Below are 26,424 nucleotides of genomic sequence, written 5' to 3'. Positions count from 1 at the left end.
CTGCCGCAAGAAGGGAAAAAGTGGACGACTTTTACGCCGCCCGCACCGTCAATACGACGGCGCTACCGTGGTCTAATTTTGCACCGCCGTTCTCATCGGTGACGGTTTTCATGGCGAACTGGGATGGCTCATGGCCGTTCTCATCGTCGGCCATGTCGCCATGGCTGTGCTACATGAAATCCTCTGGCGGGATGGCACATTGCGCCGGATGGCGGGACGCACCTGATCGGCCTCCTCCCGCAAAACGCAACTTTGTCCGGTTCAGGAAGCAAGGCCCTTTGAGGCCCTGTCCGGGCTTGAGCGGAACACCGGTTACGCAGCACATGCTTCGGCCAACACTCATCCTCCAGAATGGCAACACAAAAGACGCCTCTGGAGTCACTGGAGCTTTATTTCCCCAGGCAGCCTTTCACAGGGAACCGAAAGATCGCGACGAAAGAACACGATGCCGCCGCACGCCTTTCGTTACGTTGAGGGACTTCAGATTGGCAAGTCAAACCGTTACGGGGATTTCCCTGCGGAAACCATGGACCTGAAATGACGCCGCTCCGCGAGCAATCGCTGAGCCGCTCCGCCTGGCAGACCGCCATATCCTGCCAGCAAACGATAAAATACCGGCGTCAGAAACAGGGTAAAGACGGTTGCAAACCCCAGACCACCGACAATCACCCAGCCCACTGCGATACGAGCCTCCGCCCCCGCACCAGAGGTCAGCACGAGAGGCAAACCTCCGAAAACAGTTGAAACCATGGTCATCATGACCGGACGGATTCGCAACCGCAATGCATTGCGGATCGCAGTATCAATATCCTCTCCCGTTTCACGCAGTTGATTGGCGAACTCAACGATCAGAATGCCGTTTTTCGCCATGACACCGATCAGCATCACGAGACCGATCTGGCTGTAATAATTGAGCGAGCCCCCGCTCAGTTTGATGGCCAGCAGGGCGGCTGCGATACCGAAGGGCACTGTGAGCATGATGACCGCTGCACTGGTCAGGCTTTCGAACTGGGCCGCCAGCACCAGGAATACGACAAGAACCGCAACGGCGAACACCATGTACATGGCCTGCTGGCTTGAACTCAGGCTTGCCGCTTCACCGGTCAGGACAACACTCATGCCCTCCGGAAGCGTTTCCTTTGCGAGGCTTTGAACACGCGTGACCGCCGAGCCCAGATCTACACCGTTGCCAAGATTGGCACGGATACCGACCGCCAGAGAGCCCGCCTGACGTGAAATGGTTGACTGGCTGATCGACATATCCAGATGGGCGACTGCGGAAAGAGGAACAAAGCTGCCATCGTCCAGTTGAAGATAGATCGATTCAATATCCGTCGGATCGTCGATCGGATGTCCGCCGGACATAAGGGAGACATCAACCTCGGTATCGTCAAGGAAGACACTGACCGGCACGGCCCCTTGCACCATCATACTCACAAGTTCGGTCACTTCCGATTTGGTCAATCCAAACGCGCCCGCCATCTGGTCGTCAATAAGCACTTCCATCTCTACAGAAACATCATCATCCGACAGTTGCGGATTGATAAATGTCTCATCTGCACTCATCACCTCGATCAGCCCGTTTGCCGCATCAGTCATCTCTTCGAGATTATCGCCTGAAACCACAAAGGTGATACCCTGCCCCGCTCCGCGAATATTGAGACTGTTCGATGAGCGGACCGAGGCTTGCAAACCCGGAATCTGCGAAACGGCCCGGTTCAGTTCAGACGCGATCTCCTGCTGGCTCCGGGCGCGTTCTGCCCAATCGACAAGACGGACAATAACAAGCGCACTGCCACCACCGACTCCGATCAGACTTTGAACCGTGTTCACCTCGCCCGATGCGCGGTAAGGTTCAAGAATATCTTCAATCTCAAGTACCTGCTTTTCCACATAGTCGATTGTCGCATCTCCCGGTCCGCGGGCGAAGATCAGGAAAAACCCACGATCCTCGGATGGGGTGAGGCTTGAGGACAGGGTACTGGCAGCCCCGAGCGCAACGATGACGAGGGCACCGGCAATGGACAGCACAGGGAGAGGATTGCGGAGGGCGAGATCCATGACGTGATCGAAGGTCCGCATACCCCATGTCCGAGCTGCGGCTTCATTCTTTTCTTGGTCCAGAACGCCTTCGGCTTTTCCCGGATCGAGAAAGGCCGACAAGACCGGGGCGAGCGTCAGGGCCGTGATCGACGACAGGGTGACCGCGAACGCCAGAACAAATCCGAATTCGCTGAACACACCGCCAGCCTGCCCAGGCAAAAAGGAGATCGGGATAAAGACCGCAGCCAATGTGGCAGTGGTCGAGATCACCGCGAAGAACACTTCATTGGTGCCGGCTGCCGCAGCCGCGAAAGGCCCCATTCCGTCCCTGCGTTTGCGCACGATATTTTCAATCACGACAATTGCGTCATCGACAACCATACCCGTGGCGAGAACCAGAGCCAGAAGGCTGATCGTATTCACGGAAAATCCGGTGATCCAGATCGCGGCAACCGTCCCAACCAGAGCCACGGGTATGGTCAGAGCCGGAATAACCGTCGCCCGCACAGAACGCAAAAAGGCAAAGATGACCAAAATCACGATCAAGGTCGCCAGCCCGATGGAATTGACCACCTCGTGGATCGAGCTTTCGATAAAGACACCATCGTCAGACGTGATCAGAAGCTCGACACCCTCGGGCATTTCCTGCGCCAGATCGGCAACGGCCGCACGAACGTCCCTTGAAATCGTCAGCGTGTTGCCAACCGACTGGCGCGTGATGTCGATGCCGATTGCGGTCTTGCCATTCACACGCGCTGAGGTTTCCCGATCAGAGGCCCCATATTGGATAAAGGCGACATCACGGATACGGGTGTCGGCATTGATCGGCAAATTCCCGATCGTTTCCGGTGTAACCACGGGATTGCCGACCCTCAGAGACAAGCTTTGCACCGATGTGTCGAGAGAGCCGAGCGGCGTGTCATCCCGCAGGGAAAGCAACGCATCCGACACATCGAACATGGTCAGACCACGGCTCAGCAGAGATGGCATATCGACACTGACGCGGAATTCATTGGCGCGATCCCCTCGCACCGTGACTTCGGCAATGCCGTCGATCAGCGACAGCCTGTCGAACACCGTGGTCTCCGCAATATCGGTCAGCTCTGCGAGCGGCACATCGCCCACAACAGCAAGACGGATGATCGCATCCCCGTTGCTGTCGGCTTTCGACACCGTCGGATCGTCGACATCGTCTGGCAACTGTCGCATGGTTTCCGACACGATTTCACGGGCTTCATTCGCGGCGACGTCGATATCCGTCCCATCGGACAGATCAATGGTGATCCGGCTGCTTTCACTGCTTGAACTGCTTTCGATATAGGCCATGCCATCCAGACCGCTCAACGCATCTTCCAGCACCTGAGTGACCTCGCGGTCGACGGTTTCAGGAACCGCCCCCTCATAGCTCGTCCGCACCGACAAGACCGGCTGGTCCACATCGGGCATTTCACGCACATCGACAGCCGAAAGCGCAGCCAGACCCGCAATCAAAACCAGAAGATTGATGACGATTGCGAAGACCGGCCGCGCAATGAACAGATTGGCGAGGCCCGATTGCTTTGACGAACTCAGATCGTCTTCCGTTGTATCTCGTTCTGGCAGAGCGTTCATGAAGGCACCTCATCTTTTGCCTTCGAGAAACCGGCAGAACCGGATGAATCTTGCAGATTGCGAGAGGCAACCGCGCCCCCCTCATGCAGCTTTTGGGCCCCTTCCGTCACCACCTGCACTCCAGGCGCGATGTCCGTATCGAGCCATACGGTTTCGTCCTGCCGATGCAGAATGACAACGGGAATGGAAACGGCTTTTCCCTCTTCGACAATCCAGATTTTCGATCCATCCCGGCTCCATGTAATCGCTGTGGCCGGAACTGCGGGCAATGGTTCGCTTTCGTGGATCAACTGGACCGAAAACGTCATACCAGACCAGAGCAACCCTTCAGGATTCTCGACGCGGGCGCGAACCGTCAGGCTTCGCGTGACACTGTCCAAACGGCTGTCAAAGCTTTCGATTTCCCCTTCGAACACCTTGCCGACGAAGCTCGGCGTGCTGGCCAGAATGGTGGTTTCCTTTTGCAGCAGACCAATGGCCCGCTCCGGCACTTCGAACTGCACGAGCAGGGCGCTCAGATCGTCAATGGAAACGATCGGGTCATTGACCGACAGGATATCACCGGTTTCGACTTCGCTCAGCCCCAGACGTCCGGAAATCGGCGCCCGCACCGTTTGTGCATCCAGTGTGATTTTCGCCATTTCGACGGCAATCCTGTTTTGCTCCAGAGCAGTTTGCGCCTCTGACAGGGTGACTGCCGATAAGGTGAGATTTCCGTTGGCGCGCAATTGGGTATAGCGCTCCACCGTTTGCTCTGCCTGTTTGAGATTGGCTTCGGCAAGTTCCAGTGCAAGCTGTTGTGAGCGCGCATCCAATTCAACCAAAAGATCCCCGGCCTCGACCAGACGGTTCGCAGCCACATAGGTCGCGATCACCTCTCCGGATCCTTCGGTCGTGACATTCGCACGGTGGATCGCACGTCCACTTCCGACGGCGCGAATGACATCATTATAGGGTCGAAGCGAGAGAGGTTCCGTGACGACAACCGTCGCCTCGCCCTTGCCTACCCTCATAAACGATCCGCTCGGAACCCCTGACAGGTTCTGGGCATTCTCCATGCCCAGCAAGGATTTCAGTTGGGCAGGCACGCCAAAGGTCAAGCTGTATGCCCCACCCACAATCACAAGTGATGCCACAGCAGTCAGAAAGGCGCGCATATTCTCATCCAGGCTTGGAAAACTCACATATATACAATTGTTCGCGCATAACGTGAATTTCCGTCGCGTATTTCGAATAAAACTTCCGTGAACGCCGGAATGAACATGCCTGCGAGGAACGGAACAAGGCCAGAGTGGCGAGTTCTGCCTATTTAAAGCGTTTTGCTTTTTGTCTGAAACAGGGAAAAAGCAAAACGCAGTGCCTCGTATGAGCGTTGCGAGCGCTTCACATTAAATCTGTGATTCAGATTTTATGCGAAACGCTTTAACACCCTGTTCGACAAAGGGCGGATACCGCCTCTGACCGCCGGAACGGAACAGAAATTGCAATCCACCCCATAATCGGATCGAACCCACGAGTGAAGTTCCCCCTTTTCCCGAACCCTGCCTGGGGGCTGCGGCTCCCTGATCGCGAAAACGGACGGCTCGCTGGCCGCCCGTTTCAACTCAATCCGTTTTCGCTCAATACTGAGCCGCCTCCTGACGCAGGTCCATCAGGATCGGCGTTTTATCTTCCCAAACCCGGTTCCATTCTTCGACAGCCGAACCGAAGACTTCGGGGCCCGGAGTAAGGATTGGCACACCGGCCTCTCCGAGTTTCGCCCGATACTCCGCGTCGATCTGCGGATAGAGCGCACGCAACCGCGCGGTTTCTTCGGCCACGAAACGCGCGATCAACGCCTGATCTTCCTCAGACCAGCCTTGCCATTTACGCGCGGAGGTCACGGCCACCATCGGGAAAATCATGTGCTCGGTGTCGAGCACGGCCGAGGACAGCTCATAGAACCGGGTGTTGTAGGTGCCTTCGAAGTCGATCTGCATCCCGTCGATCTGACCATTGGCATAGGCATCGTACAACTCGGTCAGCGGCAAAGGCGTCGGCGTCGCACCGGCCATACGCCAGAAATCGAGCTCCTGAGCGAGCGGCACGGTGCGGATCTTGCGTCCGGCCACGGTGCCGCCTTCGGCAAGCGGCGCGTCTTTCGACACAAGCACGATCCGCATCCCCGCCATGCCGTAGCCAAGACCTTTCAATCCCAGCGGAGCGAGTCGGTCGAGCAATCCCGTGGCGGTCGGACCTTCGAGCAGTTTCGCCGCCTCTTCCCCATTCGCCACCAGATAGGGCGCGGTCAGCGCACCGAAATTCGGGTCGCGATTGGTGAGTTCCCCCACGGTCAGAAAGGCGAGATCGAGCGCACCGGTCTGGAGCTGTTGCAGCATCTGCGCCTCGTTGCCAAGCTGGCCCGCCGGGAACACTTCGACGGTGATACGCCCCCCGGTTTCCATGGCAATGGCGTCGGCCAGCGCATTTGCGGATTTCGTCCATTGATGCGGTGGCGGCGTGATCAGCCCCATTTTCAGCGTTTCGGCCGAAGCGGAAGTCCCCAGCCCAAGCATGAGCGTGGCGGCAGTGATGATATGTCGGATACGCATGGATTGTCCTCAGGATTGAAATGCGGTGAACAGGGTCATCCCCAAAAGAATGACGAGAACGGCGGCAAAAAACGGCAGCAACAGACGCGCCAGCCGCAAAGGTCGCGTCTCGGTCAGGAGCGCGGTGGTATAGAGCCCGGCCCCCACCGGCGGTGTGAGCAGGCCCAACGTGAGATTGACACAGCAGATGACACCAAAGGCGACCGGGTCGATGCCGTAAACATCCGTCGCGACGGGCAAAAGCACCGGGGCTGTGAGAATGATGGCCGGGATCGGCTCCATGATCATCCCGAGCAAGAGCAACAGAATATTGAGCAGCAAGAGAAAGCCCAAAGGCGACGAGGTCAGGTCCTGAAGTGTCGCGGCAGTCAGCGCGGGCAGATTCGAATAGGTCAGCACCCAGCCAAGGAGCTGGGCGCAGGCGACAAGGAACAACACCTGCCCCGCTCCCCGCGCGGCCCGCAACAGCGCGGCGGGAATGTCGCGAAAACGCAATTCCCGATAAACCCCCGCCCCGATGACAATGGCAGCAAAGGACGATACTGCCGCCGCCTCCGTCGGTGTTGCGATACCGGCCAGAATCGAACCGACCGCAATCATCGGCACGAGCAGCGCCGGCAGCGCATCGAGAATGGCAAGCGCGCGCCCCCGAAACGGCTGCGGCGCAACGCTTGGAAGGTCGTGACGGCGCGCATAACGCGCAATGACCACAACAAACAGCCCGGCCATAGCCAGCCCCGGCACCACGCCCGCCAGAAACAGATCCGCCACAGGTAGCTGCGCAATGGCGGCAAACACGATAAAATTCATCGAAGGTGGCAGGATCGGTGCCAGCAGCCCGCCCGCCGCCGTGATCGTTGCCGAAAGATCGCGCGGATGCCCGGCTCGTTCCATTTCGGGCACGGCAAGCCGGGACATGACGGTGATCTGGGCCGTGGTTGACCCAAGTACCGAGGCCATCAGCATATTGGCAAGAAGATTGACATAGGCCAGCCCCCCCTTGAGAGGGGGCAAAAGCGCGCCGGCCAGTGCGAATAACCGCCGCCCGATACCGCCCGCCCCCATCAGCTCCCCCAGCAGGGTGAACAGAGGCAGCGCCAGAAGCGCATAGCTCTCAATCCCTCCATAAAGCTGCTGCGGCAGGCTTTGGAGCAGAATCCAGTCTCCGCCTTGCGCAATGATCGCAAGCGCCGTGAGGATCAATACCCAGCCGATGGGCACGCCCAACGCCAGAAGCACAACGAAAGCCAGTGCCGCAATCACGCCCGGCGCTCCGCAACAAGGCACGCGATATCTTCGTACAATGCAGAGAGGGCATGACACGCGGCACAGAGGCAGAAAAGCGGCAGAACCGACCAGAAAACGACCTTGGGCACCCCAAGCGTGAGCGTCGGCTCCTGATAGATGAAATTAAAAGTCTTCATTGAAAGTTCCGAGGGGGACCCGGCACGGATCAGCCCTGGCAGATCGAACCAGCGCCAAACGAACAGCCCGATCAAAAGCACCGCCACACACACCAAAGCGTCCACACCCAACCCAAGCCAGACACGCGCCCGGGGCTTCAGACTCTCGCTCAAAAGATCGACGGCCACCTGCCGCCGCGTGGCGATGGCGATGGAGGCCCCGAGAAGGGCGGACCAGACCATGAGATTGACGGCCAGTTCGTCCCCCCAGATAAGCGGTCGCCCAATCCCCCTCAACACCACATTGGCAAGCATCAAAAGACCGATCCCCGCCACACATATCCCGGCCAGCCCCAGCTCAAAACGCAACACGGCCCGGTCGATCCGGGAGAGCAAACTCTGGGAAGAGGAACAAGGCATTGAAATGCTCATCAACGGTTTCTGATGTTATGCCATGGTGCTCTTAACATATGCGAGAAGCCCCTTAGCGGGAATGCGAGCGCCCTTTTTCAAAGGCACTCGCAAGATTTCACGGCACCGCCGCTCAGAAAGTGGCGCTCAGACCGACATAGAAGGCCCGACCCGGCTCGTTATAGGTTTGCGAACCATTCCCCGAGCGTTTGATCGAAGTGTCGAACAGGTTCGTCACACCGCCGGTGAGCGTCACCGTGTCGTTCAGCTCGTATTTCAGAGACAAATCGACAAGGGTATAGGGATCAACCGTTTCGGTATCGCCTGTAGCCTCACCGGTGTGTGCGGAATAGTCTGTCACGTCGACTTCACCATAATGGGTCAGAGCCGGAATCACAGTCAGGCGATCAGTGGCCTGCCATTCAAAAGAGGCGTTGATCGTGTAATCTGGCACAAGAGATAGAGGTGCTTCAACTGTTATGGCATCGTAAGCCACCCCGCCGCTGGTGGTCCCGCCATCTATATGCAGCGTCTGTTTGGAGGTCAGCATGTAAGTCGCATTGACCGACATGTTCAGACGATCACCCAAAGGTGCCTGGAAGCTGCCTTCGAGACCGGAAGTTTCCGAATCCGGGATATTTTCCCACTGATAGACACGATAGGTTGAACTGCCGACAGTGTAGGTGCCGACTTGCGTTGTGCCCGACTGAATCTTGTCTTTGTAATCGTTATGGAAGTAGGTCAACGTCGCGTTGATACCTTCGGCCCCTGCGTAAGCAAAACCGATTTCCTTGTTCCACGAGGTCTCGGCATCGAGATCCGAGTTTCCAAGCACATAGCATGGGCCATCGCCCTTATACGGATAGGGGCAGCCGTTGCCGCGGGTCGTATAGACATAGCCTTCGGAGAGCTGATAAAGGTTCGGCGCTTTGAACGCACGACCGACACCACCTTTGACGGACCATCCGCTGTCAAACTCATAGGTTGCATTCAGACCGCCCGAGAGGTTGGTCCCGAATGTATCCGCGACATCCAAACGGATAGCCGGAGAGATCGTCAAGCGATCTGTAGCAAGAATGTTGCCCTCGGCATAGAGACCCAGAGTGGACTGATCCGGCGTCAAATCGTTTTCCGAGCTGTCCGCAGAGGTGTCGCCGATATCGAGCGCGACCGAGGAAAAGCTGATTTCCGACATGTCGAGTTTTTCATACCGGAACTCGGTCCCGACGGTCAGCGCCATATCTTTGCCGAAGAACTTGGTCTCAATATCGGCCTCGGACTTCGCGCTCAGAACATCCAGCTTGGATTCATCATATTCGGTGGTTGTATTGATCGTACCTTCAACACCACCAGCAGTCCCTTCGGAGAGACGGCGGTTATCCGTATGTTCATACTGGATATAGCTGTCGATATCACCCCAGGCATAGCGGCCTTCGTGCGAGATCGACGCATTGGCACGCTTCACTGTGTTGGTCTCTTCACCAACCAGAGACAGGGTGGTATCAGTCTCGCGGCTTAGCTGGCTGTCTGCGGTATAGATGTTGCCCTGACGCGAGTATCCGAGTTCAAAGACAAACTTGTTGTCGGCATTTGGACGCCAGTCGAGCGCCGCTGTCAGGTCTTTGTTAACCACGCCCTCTACGCCAGCAGGCGATGCGCAATCTTCGGCGCTGGTGCTTGCATCACAATCCTGAGTGTCGTCGTTGATGTCGGGATCATCGGCTTCGGATTTGTTGTAGTTCCCAGTCAGGCGCAGCGTGACATTTTCGTTGAGAGGCTTGGCCCAAAGGAAGTTGACCCTTGCATCGCCACCTTCGAGGTTACTTTCCGGCTGGTTGTAACGCAGGTTGATGTTAAAGGTTTCGTCTTCGGGTTGTTTGGTAATGATGTTGACCACACCACCGGCGGCACCGGAGCCGTAACGCGCCGCTGCCGGGCCACGGATCACTTCAATCCGTTCGATCATTTCGGCGGGAACCCAGTTACTGTCGCCGCGAGTGTCGCGTTCACCGCCACGGCCCATCTTGATCGCGGTCCGGGACAGAACCGGCTTGCCGTCGATCAGAATCAGAACGTTTTCCGGCCCCATACCGCGAATGTCGATCTGACGCTGGTTGCCGCGCTGACCCGACGAAGACGCCCCCGTGAGGTTCACACCCGGCATTTTGCGCACGATTTCGGAAATGTCGTTGGCGACCGCGCGTTCGGAAATTTCCTCCGAACTGATGACGGACACACCGAGGGACTGGAGAACTTCTTCCTCATAGGAGCTGATGACGATCGGATCGAGTACGATCACATCGTCAGCCCCGGTATCCTGAGCAAAACCGGAGGCCACATTCAAAGACAACAGCAGTCCCAAAGCCGTGCCTGCGCGCAAAGCATATCCACCTTTTCGCATGATTCGTTCCTTTATCCATAGAAAGGGAAGACTCACGCTGGCAAAGGCTGGCTTTGCGCCCTTCAATCATTCGTTACAAAAAATTGCAACGCATTCTCCGATAAAAATAGTAAGGAATGGGCAAAAATGTCGCACCAATATCCCGGTCTACAGGATTTCCGCACAAATCCGGCGCTGGAGCCGGGATGACACGGGCTTGCGAGCATGCACCAATTCCCCTATTTCAAAGCCTGACTGCGCACCCAAGTCGATGACGCGCCTGCGGGCTGTTCATCACCAGGCACGCCGATCAATGGTCTCTCACCGGGGCCTGCGATCCGATGGACCTTGGAGATGGCAAAGATCATGACGAAACCCACCCAAATCTGGCCTGACGATCTGGCCGCAACCTATCGTGCAAAGGGCTATTGGCGGAACGTCACGTTTGGCATGTGGCTCGATGAAATCGCCGGACGGTTCGGCCCCCGCCTCGCCATGGTCGCGGGCGACAGCCGGATGACCTACGCGGAGCTGCGCACAGAGGCGCAACGTTACGCCGGTGGACTTCTGGCCTCCGGTCTGGAGCCCTGTGATCGTGTCCTAGTGCAACTGCCGAACTCGGCGCGCTTCCTGCCCGTGGTGCTGGGCATTATGTATGCCGGCCTGATCCCGGTCTACGCCCTGCCCGCGCATCGCGAACGCGAGGTCGTGCATCTGGCGAGCGGTTCGGACGCCAGGGCGATGATTTGTGCTGCGCGTCACGAAGGGTTTGAATATGCTCCGCTGGCGCGTCAGGCGCTGGCCGCCTGTCCCGCGCTCAAGACCGCCTATCACGATGGCCCGGCCTGTGACGGCGTGGCAGCGCTCGACAGCCTTCTGAGCGCGCCGCTTGCCACCCCGACGCCTGTCGATCCCTGTGATGTCGCGTTCCTGCAAATCTCCGGCGGCACGACGGGTTTCCCCAAACTGATCCCCCGCACGCACAACGATTACATCTACAGTTTCGAAGCCTCAGCCGGGATTTGCGGCGTCACACAGGACTCCGTCTTTTTGACTGCCCTGCCCGCCGCGCATAACTTCCCGATGTCGAGCCCCGGCTATTTCGGGGCACTCTCGGTCGGTGCCACCGTGGTGATGAGCCTCTCGCCCGCACCCGACGCCTGTTTCGCCCTGATCGAAGCCGAACGCGTCACCCATACCGGGCTGGTGCCGCCACTGGCGCTTTTGTGGATGCAGGCCGCCGCGAAAACCGGACACGACCTGTCCTCTCTCCAGGTTCTCGGCGTTGGCGGAGCCAAATTCACCCCCGAAAGCGCCGCCCGCGTGCGCCCGACGCTGGGCTGCACCCTGCAACAGGTGTTCGGCATGGCCGAAGGTCTGGTGAATTACACCCGCCTCGACGATCCCGATGAGGTCATCGTAAATACCCAAGGCCGCCCGATCAGCCCGGATGACGAAATTCTGCTGCTGCGCGAAGACGGAACCCCCGTTTCCGAAGGCGAACCGGGCATCCTCCATACCCGCGGCCCCTATACGATCCGCGCCTATTACAATGCCCCCGAGGCCAACCGGCGTTCCTTTATCGAAGGCGGCTATTATTGTACCGGCGATATCGTCAAACGCCGTCCCGACGGCTATCTTGAGGTGCAGGGGCGGTCTGGCGATCACATCAATCGCGCCGGGGAAAAGGTCTCCGCCGAGGAGATCGAAGATCACTTGCTCGCCCATGAGGCGGTATTCGATGCTGCCGTGGTGGCGGTCCCCGATCCGTTTCTTGGCGAACGCAGTTGTGCCTTCGTGGTCACCGAAGAGGGCAAAAGCGTTACCCCTCCTGCGCTCAAGGCATTCATCCGCGCCCGTGGCATCGCCGAATTCAAGGTCCCGGACCAGATCATCTTTACCGAGGCCTTCGAGACCACGGCGGTTGGCAAGGTGGACCGCAAATCTCTGCGCCAGATCCTAAAAGACAAACATTTCAACAAGGAACCCGCATGAGCATTGATTTCGAAATCATCCGCAAGGATGTTGCCGAAGCACTCTACACAACGCCCGACCAGATCGGCATGGATGACAACCTGACCGATATGGGGCTCGATTCCATGCGGATTATGGTTCTTGTAACGACCTGGCAGGAACGCGGCATGGAAATGGATTTCCTGACCTTTGCCGAAGATCAGACCCTGAACGCGTGGAAGGCCGCTCTTGAGGCACATCAGACCTGAACCGCCGACTTCGGACTCGGCCCTGCCGCCTGTTGCGCTCTGCGAGGCGCAGGAGGGTCTTTGGCTGGCGCAAACGCTCGACCCCGGGAATCCGCTGTTCAACACCGGCCAGTTCATCGAACTCATCGGCCCGCTTGATCTTGAGGCGTTCCGCCGCGCACACACGCAGGCTATGGCGGAGTCCGTGGCTCTGCGCCTCAGGTTCCTGACGGAAAACGGCAGCCCGCGTCAGGTCCTGACCGCTGATGTGCCGGAGTTGGAAATCGTCGATCTGCGGGACGATCCGGACGGTTTTGCCGTGGCCCTTGCAGTAATGGATCGCGACACGGAAACGCCGATTGATCCGTCCCGCGATCCGCTCGCGCGGTTTATCCTGTTTCGCCTCTCCGACGGCCATCACCTGTGGTATGAACGCATTCACCATCTGGCCATCGACGGCTTTGGCTTTGTCCTTCTCACCAACCGTGTCGGCGCGCTTTATGGCGCCGAGTTCGGCCAGACAGCCGGCCCCACCCTTGCCCCGTTGTCTCAGGCATTCGAGGCCGACAGCACCTATCGCGAAAGTGTGCAGCATAGCGCGGATGCCGCGTTCTGGCGCGACTACGGCCAGTCGCTCGACACCCCCGCTTCGCCCTCTGGACAAGCCAAGGCTCTGCGTTCGAGTGATCGGTTCCTGCGCCATCAGATCGACGTACCACAGGCGATCTTCACCCGGCTGCAAACCCGCGCGCAGAAGCTTCGGCTGACTTGGCCGGATGTGCTGACACTCCTGAGCGCCGCATATCTACGTCGGGTTTCTCCCGATGGCGATCCGGTCTATGGCCTGCCCTTCATGGCCCGGTTCGGGACCAAGGCGGCACGCGTACCCTGCATGTGGATGAACGTGCTGCCCTATCGTCTGGTGCTTGATGAAGATGCATCGCTCGACGCGGAACTGACACGCGAAGCCGCGCAGTTGGCCCGTCTGCGCAAATCGGGTCGCTATCGTTCGGAAACCCTGCGTCGCGATCTCGGACGTACGGGCGCGGAAGACCGACTTTACGGGCCTTTGATCAATATTCAGCCCTTCGATATTGCGCCGCGCTTTCACGGGCTTGAGAGCCAGCTCCATATCCTGAGCGCCGGTCCGGTGGACGATCTGACCGTGAGCTATCGTGGTGACGGCAAGACTGCGCTGACGGTTGAGATCGACGCCAACCCTGCGCTCTACACTTCTGAGGACATCGCCGCTCATCTGGAGCGGTTGGTGCAGTTTCTCGACCGGGCGCTGGATGCCGACAGGCTTGTGCCGGTGCCGACGGTCACCGACCGGGAAGCCTCCAGATTGATCTTCGATCTGAACGCCACCGATCACGACCTTCTCGACACCACACTGACCGCCCTGATCGAAGCACAGATGCGCGCCACGCCGGAAGCGCCCGCCGTGATCTTTGGCGATACAGTGCTGAGTTATGGCGCACTCGACCGGCGTTCGGCGGCGCTGGCCGATCATCTCGTGGGACTCGGTGCGGGTCGGGACCGCTGTGTCGCTGTCGCGCTGGAGCGGTCCGAACATCTCGCCGTCGCGCTCGTCGCAATCCTGCGCGCGGGTGCGGCCTATGTTCCGCTCGATCCGACGCAGCCCGCCGACCGTCTCGCCGGGCTGATCGACCAGACCGAGCCTGTTGCGTTTTTGGCGCAGGCCGATCTGGATGTCGCCAGTGCGATGGCGCCGTTACCCCCTGAAAACTGGCCCGACAGGCTCACGGGGCAGCCCCGGTCAATGCCGCAGCCAGACGATCTGGCCTATGTTCTGTTCACATCCGGCTCCACCGGAGCACCAAAAGGTGTGATGATCGAACATCGGGCCATCGTGAACCGGCTGTTGTGGATGCGTGATCATTACGGGTTTTCACCCAAGGATCGCATCCTGCAAAAGACCCCCACGACCTTCGATGTGTCGGTCTGGGAGTTGTTCCTGCCCTATCTTTGCGGCGGCACGCTGGTTTTTGCAGCCCCCGAAGCGCATCGCGACCCTGCCGCGATTGCGCGCACGATCCGCGATCATGCCATCACTGTGTGCCACTTCGTGCCCTCGATGCTGGCGGCCTTCCTCGATCATCCGGCCAGCGCAGGGATCGCAATGCGACAGGTCTTCTGTTCCGGCGAAGCCCTGACCGCCGCTCATCGCAACCGGTTCCATGCCCGCCTCACATCCGAACTGCACAACCTCTACGGCCCGACCGAGGCGGCCGTGGATGTGACCTGTTGGAATGCCGCTCCAGAGGACAAAAGCAGCCCCCTCCCCATCGGTTTTCCGGTCTGGAACACCCGCTGTTATCTGCTCGACCCCGCCGGTCGCGTGGTGCCGCAGGGCGTGTCGGGCGAACTTTATCTGGGCGGGCGACAATTGGCGCGCGGCTATCTGGGCCGTCCCGATCTGACGGCGGAGCGGTTTCGCCCCGATCCGTTCCGTCCCGGAGAGCGGATTTATGCCACCGGCGATCTGGCGCGTCTGCGACCCGACGGGGCCATCGTCTATCTCGGGCGCAACGACTATCAGGTGAAAATCCGCGGAATGCGAGTCGAGCTTGGCGAGATCGAACATGCGCTTGGCACCCTGCCCGGCGTGCGCGAGGTGGTGGTGCTGGCGCGCACGGATCAAGGTGCGACCCGTCTCATCGGCTATGTGCTTGGCGCAACGCAGAGCGAAGCCGAAATGGTTCAGACGCTTGGCGCCAGACTGCCCGCCCATATGGTGCCGCAGCATATCGTGACGCTTGATGCCTTCCCCACCACGGCGAATGGTAAACTCGACCGCAAGGCCCTGCCCGAGCCGCAAAACCATACCGTCCAAGGCACCCCGCCGCAAACCCCGCACGAGGTTCAAATCGCGGAACTGGTCCAAAAGGTGTTGAACCTTGCCACCCTGCCCGTGCGCGAGGGGAATTTCTTTATGCTCGGTGGCGATTCCCTCTCTGCGCTGACACTTTTGCTGCGACTCGAAGAGAGCGTGGGGCGAGAAGTGCCACTTGGACAGTTGTTTGAAACCCCGACCGTTGCAGGTCTCGCCCGCGCGCTTGAACAGGGCGAAAATGCCCGCGCCGGTCTCAACCCGGTCTTTCCGCTGACAAAAGGCACCAACGAGAGGCAGCCGCCGGTCTTCCTGCTGCACCCCGCAGGCGGGCTGGTGTGGGGCTATCGCGCGCTTGCGCAGGCGATCACCGCTCGCACGGGACTTCCGGTCATCGGGCTGCAATCGCCGGTGTTGAGCGGGGCAGAGATGCCCGAAAGCCTTACCACGCTCTGTGCCCGCTATGCCGATCTGATCGAAGCAGAGAGCGACAATGAAACCCTGCATCTCGTGGGCTGGTCTCTTGGCGGCATTCTCGCGCAGGAACTGGCCGTTGAACTTACCGCACGCGGGCGCAAAATCGGCGTTCTGGCCGCACTTGATGCCTATCCCTCAGAAGCCTGGCGCAGCGAACCGGAACCCGATCCGGTCACGGCCCTGCGTGCGCTTCTGGCAATTGCCGGACATGACCCGGAAGCGCATGGCGATCTCGACACCCGAACCAAGGTCGTGACCTTTCTGAAAAGCGAAACCAGTCTTCTGGGCGCTTTACCGACCGAAGTGCTCGACGCGGTGGTGCGTCTGGTGACAGGCACCAATGGGCTGATGCGGCGACACGATCACCGGTTTTATGCCGGCGAGATGCTGCACCTGCGGGCAGGCCTCGATCATCGGGATCGCGATCTGACCGCCGCGATGTGGGAGCCACATGTGGCGCATCTGGAGGCGCGCGATCTGCCCTGTCTGCACAAAGACATGGTCGCCCCAAACCAGGTCGGCACGATTGCGGGACTGATCGCGGAACGGCTTTAGGCGGCGGCCAGACTCAGGGTTGCGGGCAATGAACTCGGCAGGCTGGCGATATGCATCGCGCCTTCGTAAATCTGCGTCATCAGATCGAACCGCCCGGTTTCAGCCAGACGCGACACCAGCGCCATGAAGGCTTCCGGCGGGCCGTCGGGTGGCGGACCGTCGCTTCCGGTGCGCTGTTCGCGGCTGCCAACCCCCATGTAGAGCGGCAGCGCCGTTTCGGGCATCGGCATGGAGAGCGCCGCCTCCAGCACCGGGGTGAAACGTTCCGGGTTCCACCACAAAGAAGGGCTGATCGCAGCATAACGTGCAAAACTTTCGGGTGCGCGGAGCATCACGTTCAAAACGAACAACCCGCCCAGAGAATGCCCCCAGAGCGTGCGCCGTGTCGCGTCGATTCTGATCCCGTCTTCACTGTGTTCTCGCAGGACTCCGGTCAACAATGGCAAAAACTCCGGCGCGCCTCCGCTCGGCCGGTCGCCATAGCCTGCATCCGGGATCAGCCCTACCTGCCCCGGTTTTGGAAAGGTCAGATCGCGGGCACGCGACAAGCGTTCGAACTGGCCTCGCGTGTCCTGTCCGATCCCGATCAACACCAGCCCCGGCACCTGCGCCAAATCCGCCGCAGAGAGGAAATCGAACGCCGCATTGCCATCAAGCAGATAAAGCACCGGCCAGCCGCTCGCGGGAGGCATCCCGCGCGGCACGGCGCGAAAAATCCTGTAGGGTGCTGCATCAGGTGCCGCGAGGGGATGACGCACTTCCGGCAGGTCGAGAATCTCGATCCGATGGCTGTCGCAGGGCGCCTTGAGGACCAGATGCCGGCTTTCGCGCCCTTTATGCGGCGGCAGATCGAGCACGGCGGCGGGAATCACCGACGGCAAAGCAAGACGGGCGGCAAGAGATGCGGCAAGGGGCTGAGACATCAGATAATTTCCAACAGTGGCGTAATCGGTGGTGCGATTACAGGCATTTTACTTGATCTATTTTGTCGGATTTGTTTAGGTGCCGCAAACGGATAAGGCGTCAAACACCGCACCGCAACCGCGAGAGTTCCCCATGTACCGCATTTTGCGCAATTTTCTCGGCTGGCTGCTGGCCGCCTGTCTCTGTCTGTTCTGGACTGCCCTGCCCGCGATGGCTGACATCACCGTCACCGACATCATCGGGCGCAGTGTAACCCTGCCCGCCCCGGCCGAACGCATCGTCCTGGGCGACGGGCGGCATCTGGTGGTGCTCGGGATGCTTGAAGACGATCCGGTGCATCGCATCGTCGGCTGGCGCGAGGCGAAGGGGCTCGATCCCGCACGGCTCGACGCCTTTACCAAGGCCTTCCCGGAGATCGCAAACATTGCCACCGTCGGTGCCGGCAACCGCCAGCTTTCGGTCGAAAAGACCATTGCGCTTGCCCCCGATCTTGTCGTGTTGTCGCTGGTCGACGCCGAAGATCCGCAAATGGAGGTGCCGCTGTCGCAGCTTGCCGCAGCGGGAATTCCTGTGGTGTTCGTCGATTTCTTCACCAATCCTCTCACCAATACGACCCACAGCATGACCATCCTCGGCGCCCTGATCGGCACGGAAGACCGCGCAGCGGAGTTCAACGCCTTTTACACCGAGAAACGCGATCTGATCACCTCCCGCCTGGCAGAGGCCAATCCGGACCGCCCACGCGTGTTCATTCAGGTACACGCCAACGGCGAGCGTTGTTGCGCCACCGTGGGTGCGGGCGTATTCGATGATGTCATCGCCGGGGCGGGCGGTGTCAATGCCGCGCGAGATGTCGTGCCCGGGATGATGGGCACGGTGGGACTTGAGAACCTGATCGCGCTCGATCCGGATTATTTCGTTGCCACTGGTGGCCAGCACATGCGCACACGTGGCGGGCTGGTTCTGGGCGCAGGTGTGACGCAAGACGAAGCGGAGAACAGTTTCGCAACACTTCTTGCCACACCGGGGATCGCCGATCTGCACGCCGTTGAGAACGGGCACGCGCTGGCGATCTGGCACCTGTTCAACGACTCTCCTATCCATATCGCGCTGATCGAATATCTCGCCAAAGCCTTCCACCCCGATCTTTTCACCGATCTCGACCCGGAAGCGACAATGCAGACGCTCCAGACCCGGTTTTCCCCCATTTCTGTCGATGGCACCTGGTGGCTTCCGGCTCCCTGACAATGACGACACCCGCCCAGCCCGATGCCATGACGGACACCATGACCGACACGACGACCCTGAGCCAGTTTGAAACCCGCCGCCAGGCCCGCCGCATCCTGCTTGTGGCGATTCTGGCATTCTTGGCGCTTGGCGGTTTGCTGGCCGATATCGTCTCCGGCCCCTCGGGCCTGCCGCTTTCCGAAGTGCTGAATGTCCTGACTGGCGGAGAAGAAGCCTCGCGCGGGGCGGAGGTCATTGTGTGGAAGGTGCGTCTGCCGGTGGCGCTGATGGCGCTTCTGGTCGGGGCAGCGTTGTCGCTTGCCGGAACCGAGATGCAAACAGTTTTGGAAAACCCGCTCGCCGAACCCTTCACGCTTGGGGTCTCGTCCTCTGCGGCATTGGGCGCCGGGGTGGCGATCATTCTTGGGATCAGCCTCCCGGTTCTACCACCGATCTGGGCGGTCTCGGCCAATGCTCTGGTCTTTGCCTTGATGTCGATGTTCATCCTCCAGCTCGTCTCGCAACTGCGCGGTGGCGGGCCGACCGTGGTCATTCTGTTCGGCATCGCATTGAATTTCACCGCCGGCGCGCTTTTGGCGCTGTTGCAATTCGTGGCCTCCGCCGATGCACTGCAACAGCTTGTGTTCTGGACCATGGGCAGCCTTGCGGGTGTGCGGTGGGAGAGCATCGTGTTGATGGCGCTTGTGCTGGCGATCACCCTGCCCTTCAGCCTCAAAGCCTCGTGGCAGCTTACCGCGCTGCGCATGGGAACCACACAGGCACAGAGTTTCGGGGTCGATGTCACCCGGTTGCGCCGGTGGGCTCTGGTGCGGGTCAGCGTGCTTGCCGCCTGTGCGGTATCCATCGTCGGCGTCATCGGCTTTGTCGGACTCGCCGGACCGCATATCGCGCGGATCACCGTGGGCGAGGATCACCGTTTTCTCCTCCCCGCCTCCGTGCTGACCGGCGCAGTGCTGATGTCCTTTGCCTCGATCCTGTCGAAACTTCTGGTGCCAGGCATCCTCTTGCCCATCGGCATCGTCACCTCTCTGGTCGGTCTGCCGGTGTTCTTCGCCCTGATCCTGCGCAAGAAAGGCAACCTGTCATGAGCCTGTCCCTCTCCGGCCTGCATCTGTCGCGCGGGCGCAAGGCGATCCTGACCGATCTGAGCACGGCCGCTTTCGAGCCGGGGCAGTTCATCGTGTTGGCCGGACCGAACGGCGCCGGGAAATCGAGCCTGTTGCGCGCCATCGCCCAGACCCTGCCTTACGAGGGGCAGATCACTCTTGCCGGGCAGAACTTGAAGGCCATGAAACGGCGCGAGCGTGCCGCCCGGATCGGCTATATGCCGCAGCATCTCGAAAGCCACTCGGATCTGACGGTGCTCGACAGTTTGCGGGTGGCAATGAATGCGGGCGGGGCTTCGACCCTGAGCCATGGCGCGCAAATCACCTGCGCCGAGGAGCTTTTGGCACGGGTCGGATGTGTTCATCTCGCCACCCGCGCGCTCTCCGGGCTTTCCGGCGGGCAGCGACAATCGGTCGGGCTGGCGCAGGCGCTGGCGCGCGATCCGGAACTGCTTTTACTCGATGAACCCACCGCCGCACTCGACCTGTCGATGCAGTTTCGCATTCTGGCGGAGATGAAAGCCCTGTCCCGTGAAGGCCGGATCGTCATCGCCGTGCTGCACGATCTGACACAAGCAGCGCGGTGGGCGGACCGTCTTGTGGTCTTGTCGCAAGGGGCGGTCACCGCCGACGGGGCGCCCTCCGAAATCCTGACGCCGGAGCTGCTAGGCGAGGTCTATCACGTCAACGCCCGTGTCGAGCGGGACAGCCGAGGCGAAACACTGATTTGTGTCGATGGTCCCGCGACCTGAGGCGTCTTATCAAATCTCTCAAGACATGAAAAAGCAGCCGCGCCCGAAGACGCGGCTGCCTGCCTGATATAATTCCCTGTTATTTCAGGTCGAGCCGCCAGATCGTATTGCTGTCGTCATTGCCTTCGCGGCGTTTGTTCACGACATAGATCGCACCGTCTTCCGTCTCCTCGACAAAATTCGGTTGCGGCCCCACACGCAGGTTGGCCACCATCTCACCATTGACATCGGTCACCGCAAGACTGTCGGACCCACGATTGACGACAAACACAAGACCATCAGCATCGTCATAAACCACATTGAGCGGCTGCACACCGATCGGTGTGTCGGACAGAACGGTACCCTCGGCATCTGTGATCACGAGATCATCGCCACCCTGAGAAACGTAAAAGATTCTGGAACCATCCTCGGAGACATCCACACCGATGGCACGGTCGGTTGCGGTTAGTGGCGACACGGTGACTTCGCCGGTCTCTACGTTTATGAAAGCGGTCTCCGGGGTGGTCAGAGAGGGCGTGTAGAGAATGGCCGCATCCTCATCCAGCGCGAGACTGGTAGTGAAGAACCTCTGTCCGCGCTGTTTCGAGGGCACCTCAATGGTGTCGATGAGCTCCAGTGTTCCCGTATCGAACACTTCAATCCCATCGGTTGAAGTGCTCACATAGGCACGCCCCCGGGTATGATCCACCACCACGTCACGGGCATGATTGGCTGCGCCGTCTGCAAATTGCTTGACCAGAGCGAGATCGTCCTGGGCATAGACCGCGACCGTGTTCTGACGGCTGTTCGTCACCCAAACATTGCCATGGGTATCATCGACGGCCACGCCGTAAACCGCGTAACGCCCACCGCGCTCATCGGCGATTTCAGGCGTGGCCTCAGCCAACACTTCGAGCGTTTCGGCATCAAGTTTGTAAAGTGTCGACTCCTTCACCGGAGGGCGCCCCACGGCAGAGGTCGCAAAAATCGTGCCGTTTTTTTCGGAAATCGCCACTTGGTAAAGATTGCCTGCAAGAGAGGCGCTTTTCACAATGTCGAACTTGTCCTCGCCGAAAGTCTCAAGGTCCGGGGAGACCTTCACCTGGATCACTTCGGCGCTGTCAGGCGCGTCGGTTTTAACGATGACCGGATGCACCCCGATCACAGCATCGGCGGGCACATCAAACGTCGCGGTGAATTTGCCTTCTCCGTCGGCCTTGATCGCATCGACCAGCACGGTATCGCCGCGCTCGACGGTGACGGTTTGCCCGACGGCAAAGCCCTCGCCGGAGACAGTAGCCGTAGTGCCCGGATAGATCGGACTGCGATCGGCGCCGGAAACGCCTACTTTGCCGGTGAACATCGCAGGCGCGTCAAAAGCGTCCTGAGCAAAAGCCATTTGAGTAGAAGCAAGCAGCACGGCGACAACACAGAGGCGACGCCCAAAACGCATCGAATGGATCATAAAGATACCTTTTCAGTCTTCGAATGCCGGTTGGCTAATGGCGTCAGGCCACGGCTGTCGCGGTGGTTTTGCTGGGATTTTTCAAGGCTGTCAACAAATACCCGACAAATAACATAAGATTTACCGGATTCAGTTGGATTCCGGCCAGGTCGCCGAATATGAAAAGAGGCATTGCAACGGCGTGCAATACCTCCATGACCATTTTGAAAACGGGATTTTATGCGAGGTGCTTGTCGCTGCCGTCCGCGACGCCCTGGGTCCAGTACCCGGAGGCCTTCATCCAGTGCGACGGGTGGCCGATTTCACCGGTGACATAGTCTCGCAGCACCCGCGCCACCTTCGCTTCGGCCGCGATCCAGACAAAGCCTTTGCCCGCCGGCCAGGTGATGCCCTTGAGGGCCTCAAGCATCGGTTCGGGATCGGTCGCCTCCTCGACCGGGCGGTGAATCCAATGGGCGTGGTGCGTGGCGGCAGTCTCGAAAACCTGTTCGTCGGCGGCTTCAGGCACGCCCGTGAGCGTGATGACCTCAACCCCTGCGGGCAGTTCCTCGACCCGGCGTCCGATGGCGGGCAGCGCGGTTTCGTCACCGATCAGCAGATACCAGTCGAACACCGGCGCCACCACGGCAGAGCCGCGCGGCCCGCCAATATTGAGCGTATCGCCCGGCTTGGCAGAAAGCGCCCATGCGGTGGCAGGCCCGGCCTCGTGCACCGCGAAATCCAGCGTCAGGGTACAGGCATCGTTGTCATAAGCGCGCGGGGTGTAATCGCGCATCTCGGGTTTGCCCGCACCGGTTTCGAAAAACAGCTTGATGTGATCGTCGGGCGACAGGCTTTTGAAATCCTTGAGTTCCTCGCCTGAAAGCTGGACCCGGATCATATGCGGGGTGAGGTGGGAAACTTCGGTCACATTCAGGGCACGACGCTTCGGCTCCTGACGGTGGCGGGTGATGATTTGTTCCATGTGCATTCCTTTGCGGATGTCTCGAAGCTGGCTCGATGTCCAATGGGCCGCTGTAAGAGAGAAAGTCCTCCCGCGACGCCTTCGTGACCTCTGGCGACTGTTGTCAAACGCGCGGCATTTCTGCCGCGTGCGGGGATCGCAGCCGATCAGGCCAGCTTTGCGATCGCCTCTGCGGCCTCTTCGATCCGCCAGGCGATGGCGGACAGCTCCTCCTCGCTCGGTGTCTCGTTTTCAAGCCGATGGCGCAGGACTGATTTAAGCCGATCCATCGCCTCGGCCACAGCTTCCGGCACATCGCCACGCGGTTTCTTCGGCGGTTTACGGGTCAGAAGCTCGTCGGCGGCTTGCCGGTTGGCGGCGAGAAAGGCCTCTCCCTCCGTCGTGATCCGCGACAGTTTCCGCCCACCCTCTTCGGCGGTCAGGGTAATGTAGCCCATGTCTTCAAGCCAGGAGAGGGTCGGGTAGACCACCCCCGGACTGGGGCTGTAGCGGCCTTCGAACCGCTCGGAGATTTCCTTGATCAACTCATAACCATGACGCGGTTTGTCCACGATCATCGCCAACATGAGCAGGCGCAACTCGCCATAATCGAACAGGCGTTTTCCACCTCCGCGACGGCCGCGCATCCTGCCGCCTTCTCCACCACGGTGGTGTTTCATCAGCCCTTCGGGACGGGCCATATCCATATGTCTTTTCTGCTTCATGATCCCGATATAAATCTAGATATATCGTAAATCAAGATATATCGAAAATCATTTCATCGTATCTGTTCCGCTAAATACCTGAGCCGGAAAGGCCAGTCCCTTATGGTCACCGACCGATGACAGAAAGTCATCCTGCCACAGCCGGAGGCTTCGCTCTTCAAGCGCCTACACACAGAGCGGCTCCTACGTTCGCCCGACTTCTCTTCTCGATCCTGTTTCATGAATGCACACCATGGCAGCGTTGCGGGCGCGGCCAAGGTGTCGGTCTAATCCGCCGTCCATCCTCCGTCCAAAAGCAACGCACTTCCGGTCATCAGCACTGCGGCATCTGACGCCAAAAACAAAGCGCCACCAATGACATCCTCGACCAGACCCAGCCGACCGAGCTTGATCTTCGACAGGACGGAAGCACGAAACTCCGGATTTTCAAAGAACGGCCTGGTCATCGGTGTCTCGATGAAGGTCGGACATATCGTGTTGACTCTTATACCGAAGCTGCCCAGTTCGACCGCCAGCGCCTTGGTAAACCCTTCCAGCGCCCATTTTGACGCGCAATAAAGCGTCCGGTCGCGCGCACCAACATGTCCCATTTGCGATGACATGTTGATGACTGAACCGGAACGCCCTGCAGCCACCATCCGGCTCGTCACCGCACGTGCACAGAAGACCGCGGCCTTGAGATTAAGATCCATGACCGCGTCGTAATCCTCCTCGGTCACCTCGGAGAGCGGTTTGGGACGGTTGGTCCCCGCATTGTTGACGAACACATCGAAGGCGGGCTGTGTCTTGATTGCGTGTTCAAATGCCGCAATATCCGTCACATCGAGCGCCAGGGGCTCGGCCCGACAGCCTTCCGCCCGCAATTCGGCGGCCGCTTCGGAAATCTCGGCTTTGGTCCGGGCGCAGAGTGTCACCTCCGCCCCCGCTTTCGCATAGGCCTGAGCGATGGCGAGGCCGATGCCCCGCCCTGCCCCGGTCACGAGTGCGCGTTTCCCGTCGAGACGGAAATCAGGCAGTACGACACTCATTCGGCCGCCTCGCGATAGGGCGCGGCTTCACCATAAGGGACATTGATGCCCCCATAGCGGCGCACCCGGATGTTGCATTGCTCGGCATGTCCAACGAAGCCTTCCAACATGCAAAGGCGCGAACCGTATTCCCCTATCAGCGTGGCAGCTGCATCCGTCGTCACCTTTTGATAGCTGTGGGTCTTGAGGAATTTACCCACCCAGAGTCCGCCCGTGTAGCGACCCGCCTTTTTCGTCGGCAAAGTGTGGTTCGTTCCAATCACCTTGTCGCCATTGGCCACATTGGTGCGAGGTCCAAGAAACAGCGCCCCATAGGAATGCATGTTTTCGAGAAACCAGTCATCGCAATCGGTCATCACCTGAACATGTTCGGAGGCGATATCATTGGCGACATCAAGCATTTCCTCATAAGTATCACAGACGATCACCTCACCGTAATCGGCCCAGCTCACCTTCGCTGTCCCGGCGGTCGGGATGATTTCAAGCAAGCGGTCGATTTCCTTGAGCGTCGCCTCTGCCAGCGCAATCGAATTGGTGACCAGAACAGCCGGGGAATTATAGCCGTGTTCCGCCTGCCCCAGAAGATCGGTGGCGCAAAGCTCCGCATCCACGGTCTCATCGGCGATCACCATGGTCTCGGTCGGCCCCGCGAACAGATCAATGCCGACACGCCCGAAAAGTTGCCGCTTGGCTTCCGCGACAAATGCGTTGCCCGGACCGACCAGCATGTGAACCGGCTCGATGGTTTCCGTGCCGATCGCCATGGCCCCGATCGCCTGAATGCCCCCGAGCACGTAAATCTCATGCGCACCACCGAAATGCATTGCCGCGATGACCGCCGGATTGGGTTTGCCCTGAAACGGCGGGGTACAGGCGATGATGCGCGGCACACCGGCGACAGACGCCGTCGCGACGGACATATGCGCAGAGGCCACCATCGGGAACTTGCCGCCCGGCACATAGCAACCCACGGATTGAACGGGAATGTTCTTGTGTCCCAGGATCACCCCTGGCAAGGTCTCGATTTCGAGGTCCAGCATAGTATCACGCTGTGCTTGGGCAAAGTTGCGCACCTGTTCCTGCGCGAACTTGATATCGGCGATTTCACGGTCGGAGAGCTGCGCGAGGCTCTGTTGCAAACTTTTTCAGCGGCAAGCATTTTGTGGGTCATTGCTGAGATAAGGGGTGTAGCATGAGCGACTTCAAAGGCCGTCATTTCCGGGGTGAAATCGTGCTTTGGGCTGTGCGTTGGTACTGCCGCTATGGGGTTAGCTATCGTGACCTGGAAGAGATGATGGCCGAACGGGGTCATCGGGTTGACCACTCTACGATCTATCGCTGGGTTCAACATTATTCCCCCGAGATCGAAAGGCGCATGCGTTGGCAATGGCGGCACCCTCGATCGAATAGCTGGCGAGTGGATGAGACCTATATCAAGGTTCGCGGGAAATGGGCTTATCTCTACCGGGCTGTCGACAAATTCGGGGACACGATCGATTTCTATCTTTCGTCGACGCGCAATACGAAAGCTGCGAAGCGCTTTCTTGGCAAGGCGCTGAAAGGCTTGAAAAGTTGGGAGCAACCGCGCGTGATCAACACCGACAAGGCGCCGACCTATGGCGCTGCGCTGGCTGAACTCAAGCAAGAGGGTAAGTGCGCAAGCGACGTTCAGCACCGTCAGGTCAAGTATCTGAACAACGTCGTTGAGGCTGATCACGGCAAGCTCAA

The 26,424-nt window shown here is 59.5% G+C and carries 19 protein-coding genes and 1 pseudogene; 8 read left to right on the top strand and 12 right to left on the bottom strand.

From position 1 onward, the window contains the following. Window positions 1-94: 94 nt before the first annotated feature. Window positions 95-226, top strand: coding sequence for a cytochrome b/b6 domain-containing protein (locus C8N42_RS19300; RefSeq protein WP_107818085.1), 132 nt, complete (start codon window positions 95-97; stop codon window positions 224-226). Between the two features lie 275 nt (window positions 227-501). Here C8N42_RS19300 and C8N42_RS19295 read toward each other — a convergent pair whose 3' ends face one another. From C8N42_RS19295 to C8N42_RS19270, 6 genes are all read right to left on the bottom strand, one after another. After that, complete coding sequence (locus tag C8N42_RS19295) at window positions 502-3,654, bottom strand: efflux RND transporter permease subunit (protein ID WP_107818084.1); 3,153 nt, start codon at window positions 3,652-3,654, stop codon at window positions 502-504. Beyond that, window positions 3,651-4,667, bottom strand: coding sequence for an efflux RND transporter periplasmic adaptor subunit (locus tag C8N42_RS19290; RefSeq protein WP_245890303.1), 1,017 nt, complete (start codon window positions 4,665-4,667; stop codon window positions 3,651-3,653). Before C8N42_RS19290 ends, C8N42_RS19295 begins: the two co-directional genes overlap by 4 nt. 606 nt (window positions 4,668-5,273) lie before the next feature. Next, window positions 5,274-6,245 (bottom strand): TRAP transporter substrate-binding protein, encoded by a 972-nt coding sequence (locus C8N42_RS19285; protein WP_107818082.1) that lies wholly within the window; start codon window positions 6,243-6,245, stop codon window positions 5,274-5,276. A 9-nt stretch (window positions 6,246-6,254) separates the two neighbouring features. Beyond that, complete coding sequence (locus tag C8N42_RS19280; protein WP_107818081.1) at window positions 6,255-7,508, bottom strand: TRAP transporter large permease; 1,254 nt, start codon at window positions 7,506-7,508, stop codon at window positions 6,255-6,257. Then, a complete protein-coding gene (locus C8N42_RS19275) occupies window positions 7,505-8,068 on the bottom strand; it encodes a TRAP transporter small permease (protein ID WP_170109380.1) in 564 nt (187 codons plus the stop codon). The genes C8N42_RS19280 and C8N42_RS19275 overlap by 4 nt, the downstream gene beginning before the upstream one ends. Window positions 8,069-8,192: 124 nt before the next feature. Continuing rightward, complete coding sequence (locus C8N42_RS19270) at window positions 8,193-10,460, bottom strand: FepA family TonB-dependent siderophore receptor (protein ID WP_107818079.1); 2,268 nt, start codon at window positions 10,458-10,460, stop codon at window positions 8,193-8,195. A 333-nt stretch (window positions 10,461-10,793) separates the two neighbouring features. Here C8N42_RS19270 and C8N42_RS19265 point away from each other — a divergent pair, with 333 nt between their 5' ends. From C8N42_RS19265 to C8N42_RS19255, 3 genes are read left to right on the top strand one after another with little or no spacing between them, the layout of a single operon-like run. Beyond that, window positions 10,794-12,434, top strand: coding sequence for a (2,3-dihydroxybenzoyl)adenylate synthase (locus C8N42_RS19265; protein ID WP_245890302.1), 1,641 nt, complete (start codon window positions 10,794-10,796; stop codon window positions 12,432-12,434). Further along, entirely contained in the window at window positions 12,431-12,661 is a 231-nt protein-coding gene (locus tag C8N42_RS19260; protein ID WP_107818078.1) for a phosphopantetheine-binding protein, read from the top strand. Before C8N42_RS19265 ends, C8N42_RS19260 begins: the two co-directional genes overlap by 4 nt. Next, entirely contained in the window at window positions 12,642-16,526 is a 3,885-nt protein-coding gene (locus C8N42_RS19255; protein ID WP_245890301.1) for an amino acid adenylation domain-containing protein, read from the top strand. The genes C8N42_RS19260 and C8N42_RS19255 overlap by 20 nt, the downstream gene beginning before the upstream one ends. Here C8N42_RS19255 and C8N42_RS19250 read toward each other — a convergent pair. Beyond that, window positions 16,523-17,449: an alpha/beta hydrolase gene (locus C8N42_RS19250; RefSeq protein WP_107818077.1), complete on the bottom strand. Its 927-nt coding sequence runs from the start codon at window positions 17,447-17,449 to the stop codon at window positions 16,523-16,525. The two genes, C8N42_RS19255 and C8N42_RS19250, sit on opposite strands and share 4 nt — an antisense overlap. 133 nt (window positions 17,450-17,582) lie before the next feature. Between C8N42_RS19250 and C8N42_RS19245 the strand changes: the two genes are divergently transcribed. Genes C8N42_RS19245 through C8N42_RS19235 form a run of 3 tightly spaced genes read left to right on the top strand, consistent with a single transcriptional unit; the run spans window position 17,583 to window position 20,556 of the window. After that, complete coding sequence (locus tag C8N42_RS19245) at window positions 17,583-18,695, top strand: ABC transporter substrate-binding protein (RefSeq protein WP_107818076.1); 1,113 nt, start codon at window positions 17,583-17,585, stop codon at window positions 18,693-18,695. Between the two features lie 2 nt (window positions 18,696-18,697). Continuing rightward, entirely contained in the window at window positions 18,698-19,786 is a 1,089-nt protein-coding gene (locus tag C8N42_RS19240; RefSeq protein WP_245890300.1) for a FecCD family ABC transporter permease, read from the top strand. Further along, window positions 19,783-20,556 (top strand): ABC transporter ATP-binding protein, encoded by a 774-nt coding sequence (locus tag C8N42_RS19235; protein WP_107818075.1) that lies wholly within the window; start codon window positions 19,783-19,785, stop codon window positions 20,554-20,556. Before C8N42_RS19240 ends, C8N42_RS19235 begins: the two co-directional genes overlap by 4 nt. Window positions 20,557-20,635: 79 nt before the next feature. On the opposite strand, the gene C8N42_RS19230 is transcribed toward C8N42_RS19235, so the two are convergent. The 5 genes and pseudogenes from C8N42_RS19230 to hisD form a co-directional block, all read right to left on the bottom strand. Then, the gene (locus C8N42_RS19230; RefSeq protein ID WP_245890299.1) at window positions 20,636-22,000 is read right to left on the bottom strand and encodes an NHL repeat-containing protein; all 1,365 of its coding nucleotides are present in this window, start codon (window positions 21,998-22,000) and stop codon (window positions 20,636-20,638) included. Window positions 22,001-22,217: 217 nt separating this feature from the next. After that, window positions 22,218-22,964 (bottom strand): siderophore-interacting protein, encoded by a 747-nt coding sequence (locus C8N42_RS19225; RefSeq protein ID WP_107818074.1) that lies wholly within the window; start codon window positions 22,962-22,964, stop codon window positions 22,218-22,220. A 146-nt stretch (window positions 22,965-23,110) separates the two neighbouring features. Further along, window positions 23,111-23,668 carry a PadR family transcriptional regulator gene (locus C8N42_RS19220; RefSeq protein WP_245890298.1) on the bottom strand — a complete coding sequence of 186 codons (558 nt, stop codon included), beginning with the start codon at window positions 23,666-23,668 and terminating at the stop codon, window positions 23,111-23,113. Window positions 23,669-23,934: 266 nt separating this feature from the next. Beyond that, entirely contained in the window at window positions 23,935-24,696 is a 762-nt protein-coding gene (locus C8N42_RS19215; protein WP_107818072.1) for an SDR family NAD(P)-dependent oxidoreductase, read from the bottom strand. Continuing rightward, a pseudogene (hisD, locus tag C8N42_RS19210) lies at window positions 24,693-25,826 on the bottom strand (histidinol dehydrogenase); the annotation flags it as partial. The gene C8N42_RS19215 and the pseudogene hisD, both read right to left, overlap by 4 nt. Before the next feature lie 62 nt (window positions 25,827-25,888). On the opposite strand from hisD, the gene C8N42_RS19205 reads away from it, so the two are divergent. Continuing rightward, window positions 25,889-26,424 (top strand): IS6 family transposase (locus C8N42_RS19205; protein ID WP_107818071.1); only part of this gene is annotated, 536 nt, incomplete at its 3' end.

This window comes from Celeribacter persicus (assembly GCF_003050785.1).
Taxonomy (GTDB): Bacteria; Pseudomonadota; Alphaproteobacteria; order Rhodobacterales; family Rhodobacteraceae; genus Celeribacter; species Celeribacter persicus.
This window is presented reverse-complemented; position numbering and strand designations above follow the sequence as displayed.

Coding starts and splice junctions, on each gene's coding strand:
- C8N42_RS19295 (WP_107818084.1), bottom strand. CDS start 3,654: ATGAACGCTCTGCCAGAACGAGATACAACGGAAGACGATCTGAGTTCG.
- C8N42_RS19290 (WP_245890303.1), bottom strand. CDS start 4,667: ATGAGGGTAGGCAAGGGCGAGGCGACGGTTGTCGTCACGGAACCTCTC.
- C8N42_RS19285 (WP_107818082.1), bottom strand. CDS start 6,245: ATGCGTATCCGACATATCATCACTGCCGCCACGCTCATGCTTGGGCTG.
- C8N42_RS19275 (WP_170109380.1), bottom strand. CDS start 8,068: ATGCCTTGTTCCTCTTCCCAGAGTTTGCTCTCCCGGATCGACCGGGCC.
- C8N42_RS19270 (WP_107818079.1), bottom strand. CDS start 10,460: ATGCGAAAAGGTGGATATGCTTTGCGCGCAGGCACGGCTTTGGGACTG.
- C8N42_RS19265 (WP_245890302.1), top strand. CDS start 10,794: ATGGCAAAGATCATGACGAAACCCACCCAAATCTGGCCTGACGATCTG.
- C8N42_RS19260 (WP_107818078.1), top strand. CDS start 12,431: ATGAGCATTGATTTCGAAATCATCCGCAAGGATGTTGCCGAAGCACTC.
- C8N42_RS19250 (WP_107818077.1), bottom strand. CDS start 17,449: ATGTCTCAGCCCCTTGCCGCATCTCTTGCCGCCCGTCTTGCTTTGCCG.
- C8N42_RS19245 (WP_107818076.1), top strand. CDS start 17,583: ATGTACCGCATTTTGCGCAATTTTCTCGGCTGGCTGCTGGCCGCCTGT.
- C8N42_RS19240 (WP_245890300.1), top strand. CDS start 18,698: ATGACGACACCCGCCCAGCCCGATGCCATGACGGACACCATGACCGAC.
- C8N42_RS19235 (WP_107818075.1), top strand. CDS start 19,783: ATGAGCCTGTCCCTCTCCGGCCTGCATCTGTCGCGCGGGCGCAAGGCG.
- C8N42_RS19230 (WP_245890299.1), bottom strand. CDS start 22,000: ATGATCCATTCGATGCGTTTTGGGCGTCGCCTCTGTGTTGTCGCCGTG.
- C8N42_RS19225 (WP_107818074.1), bottom strand. CDS start 22,964: ATGGAACAAATCATCACCCGCCACCGTCAGGAGCCGAAGCGTCGTGCC.
- C8N42_RS19220 (WP_245890298.1), bottom strand. CDS start 23,668: ATGAAGCAGAAAAGACATATGGATATGGCCCGTCCCGAAGGGCTGATG.
- C8N42_RS19215 (WP_107818072.1), bottom strand. CDS start 24,696: ATGAGTGTCGTACTGCCTGATTTCCGTCTCGACGGGAAACGCGCACTC.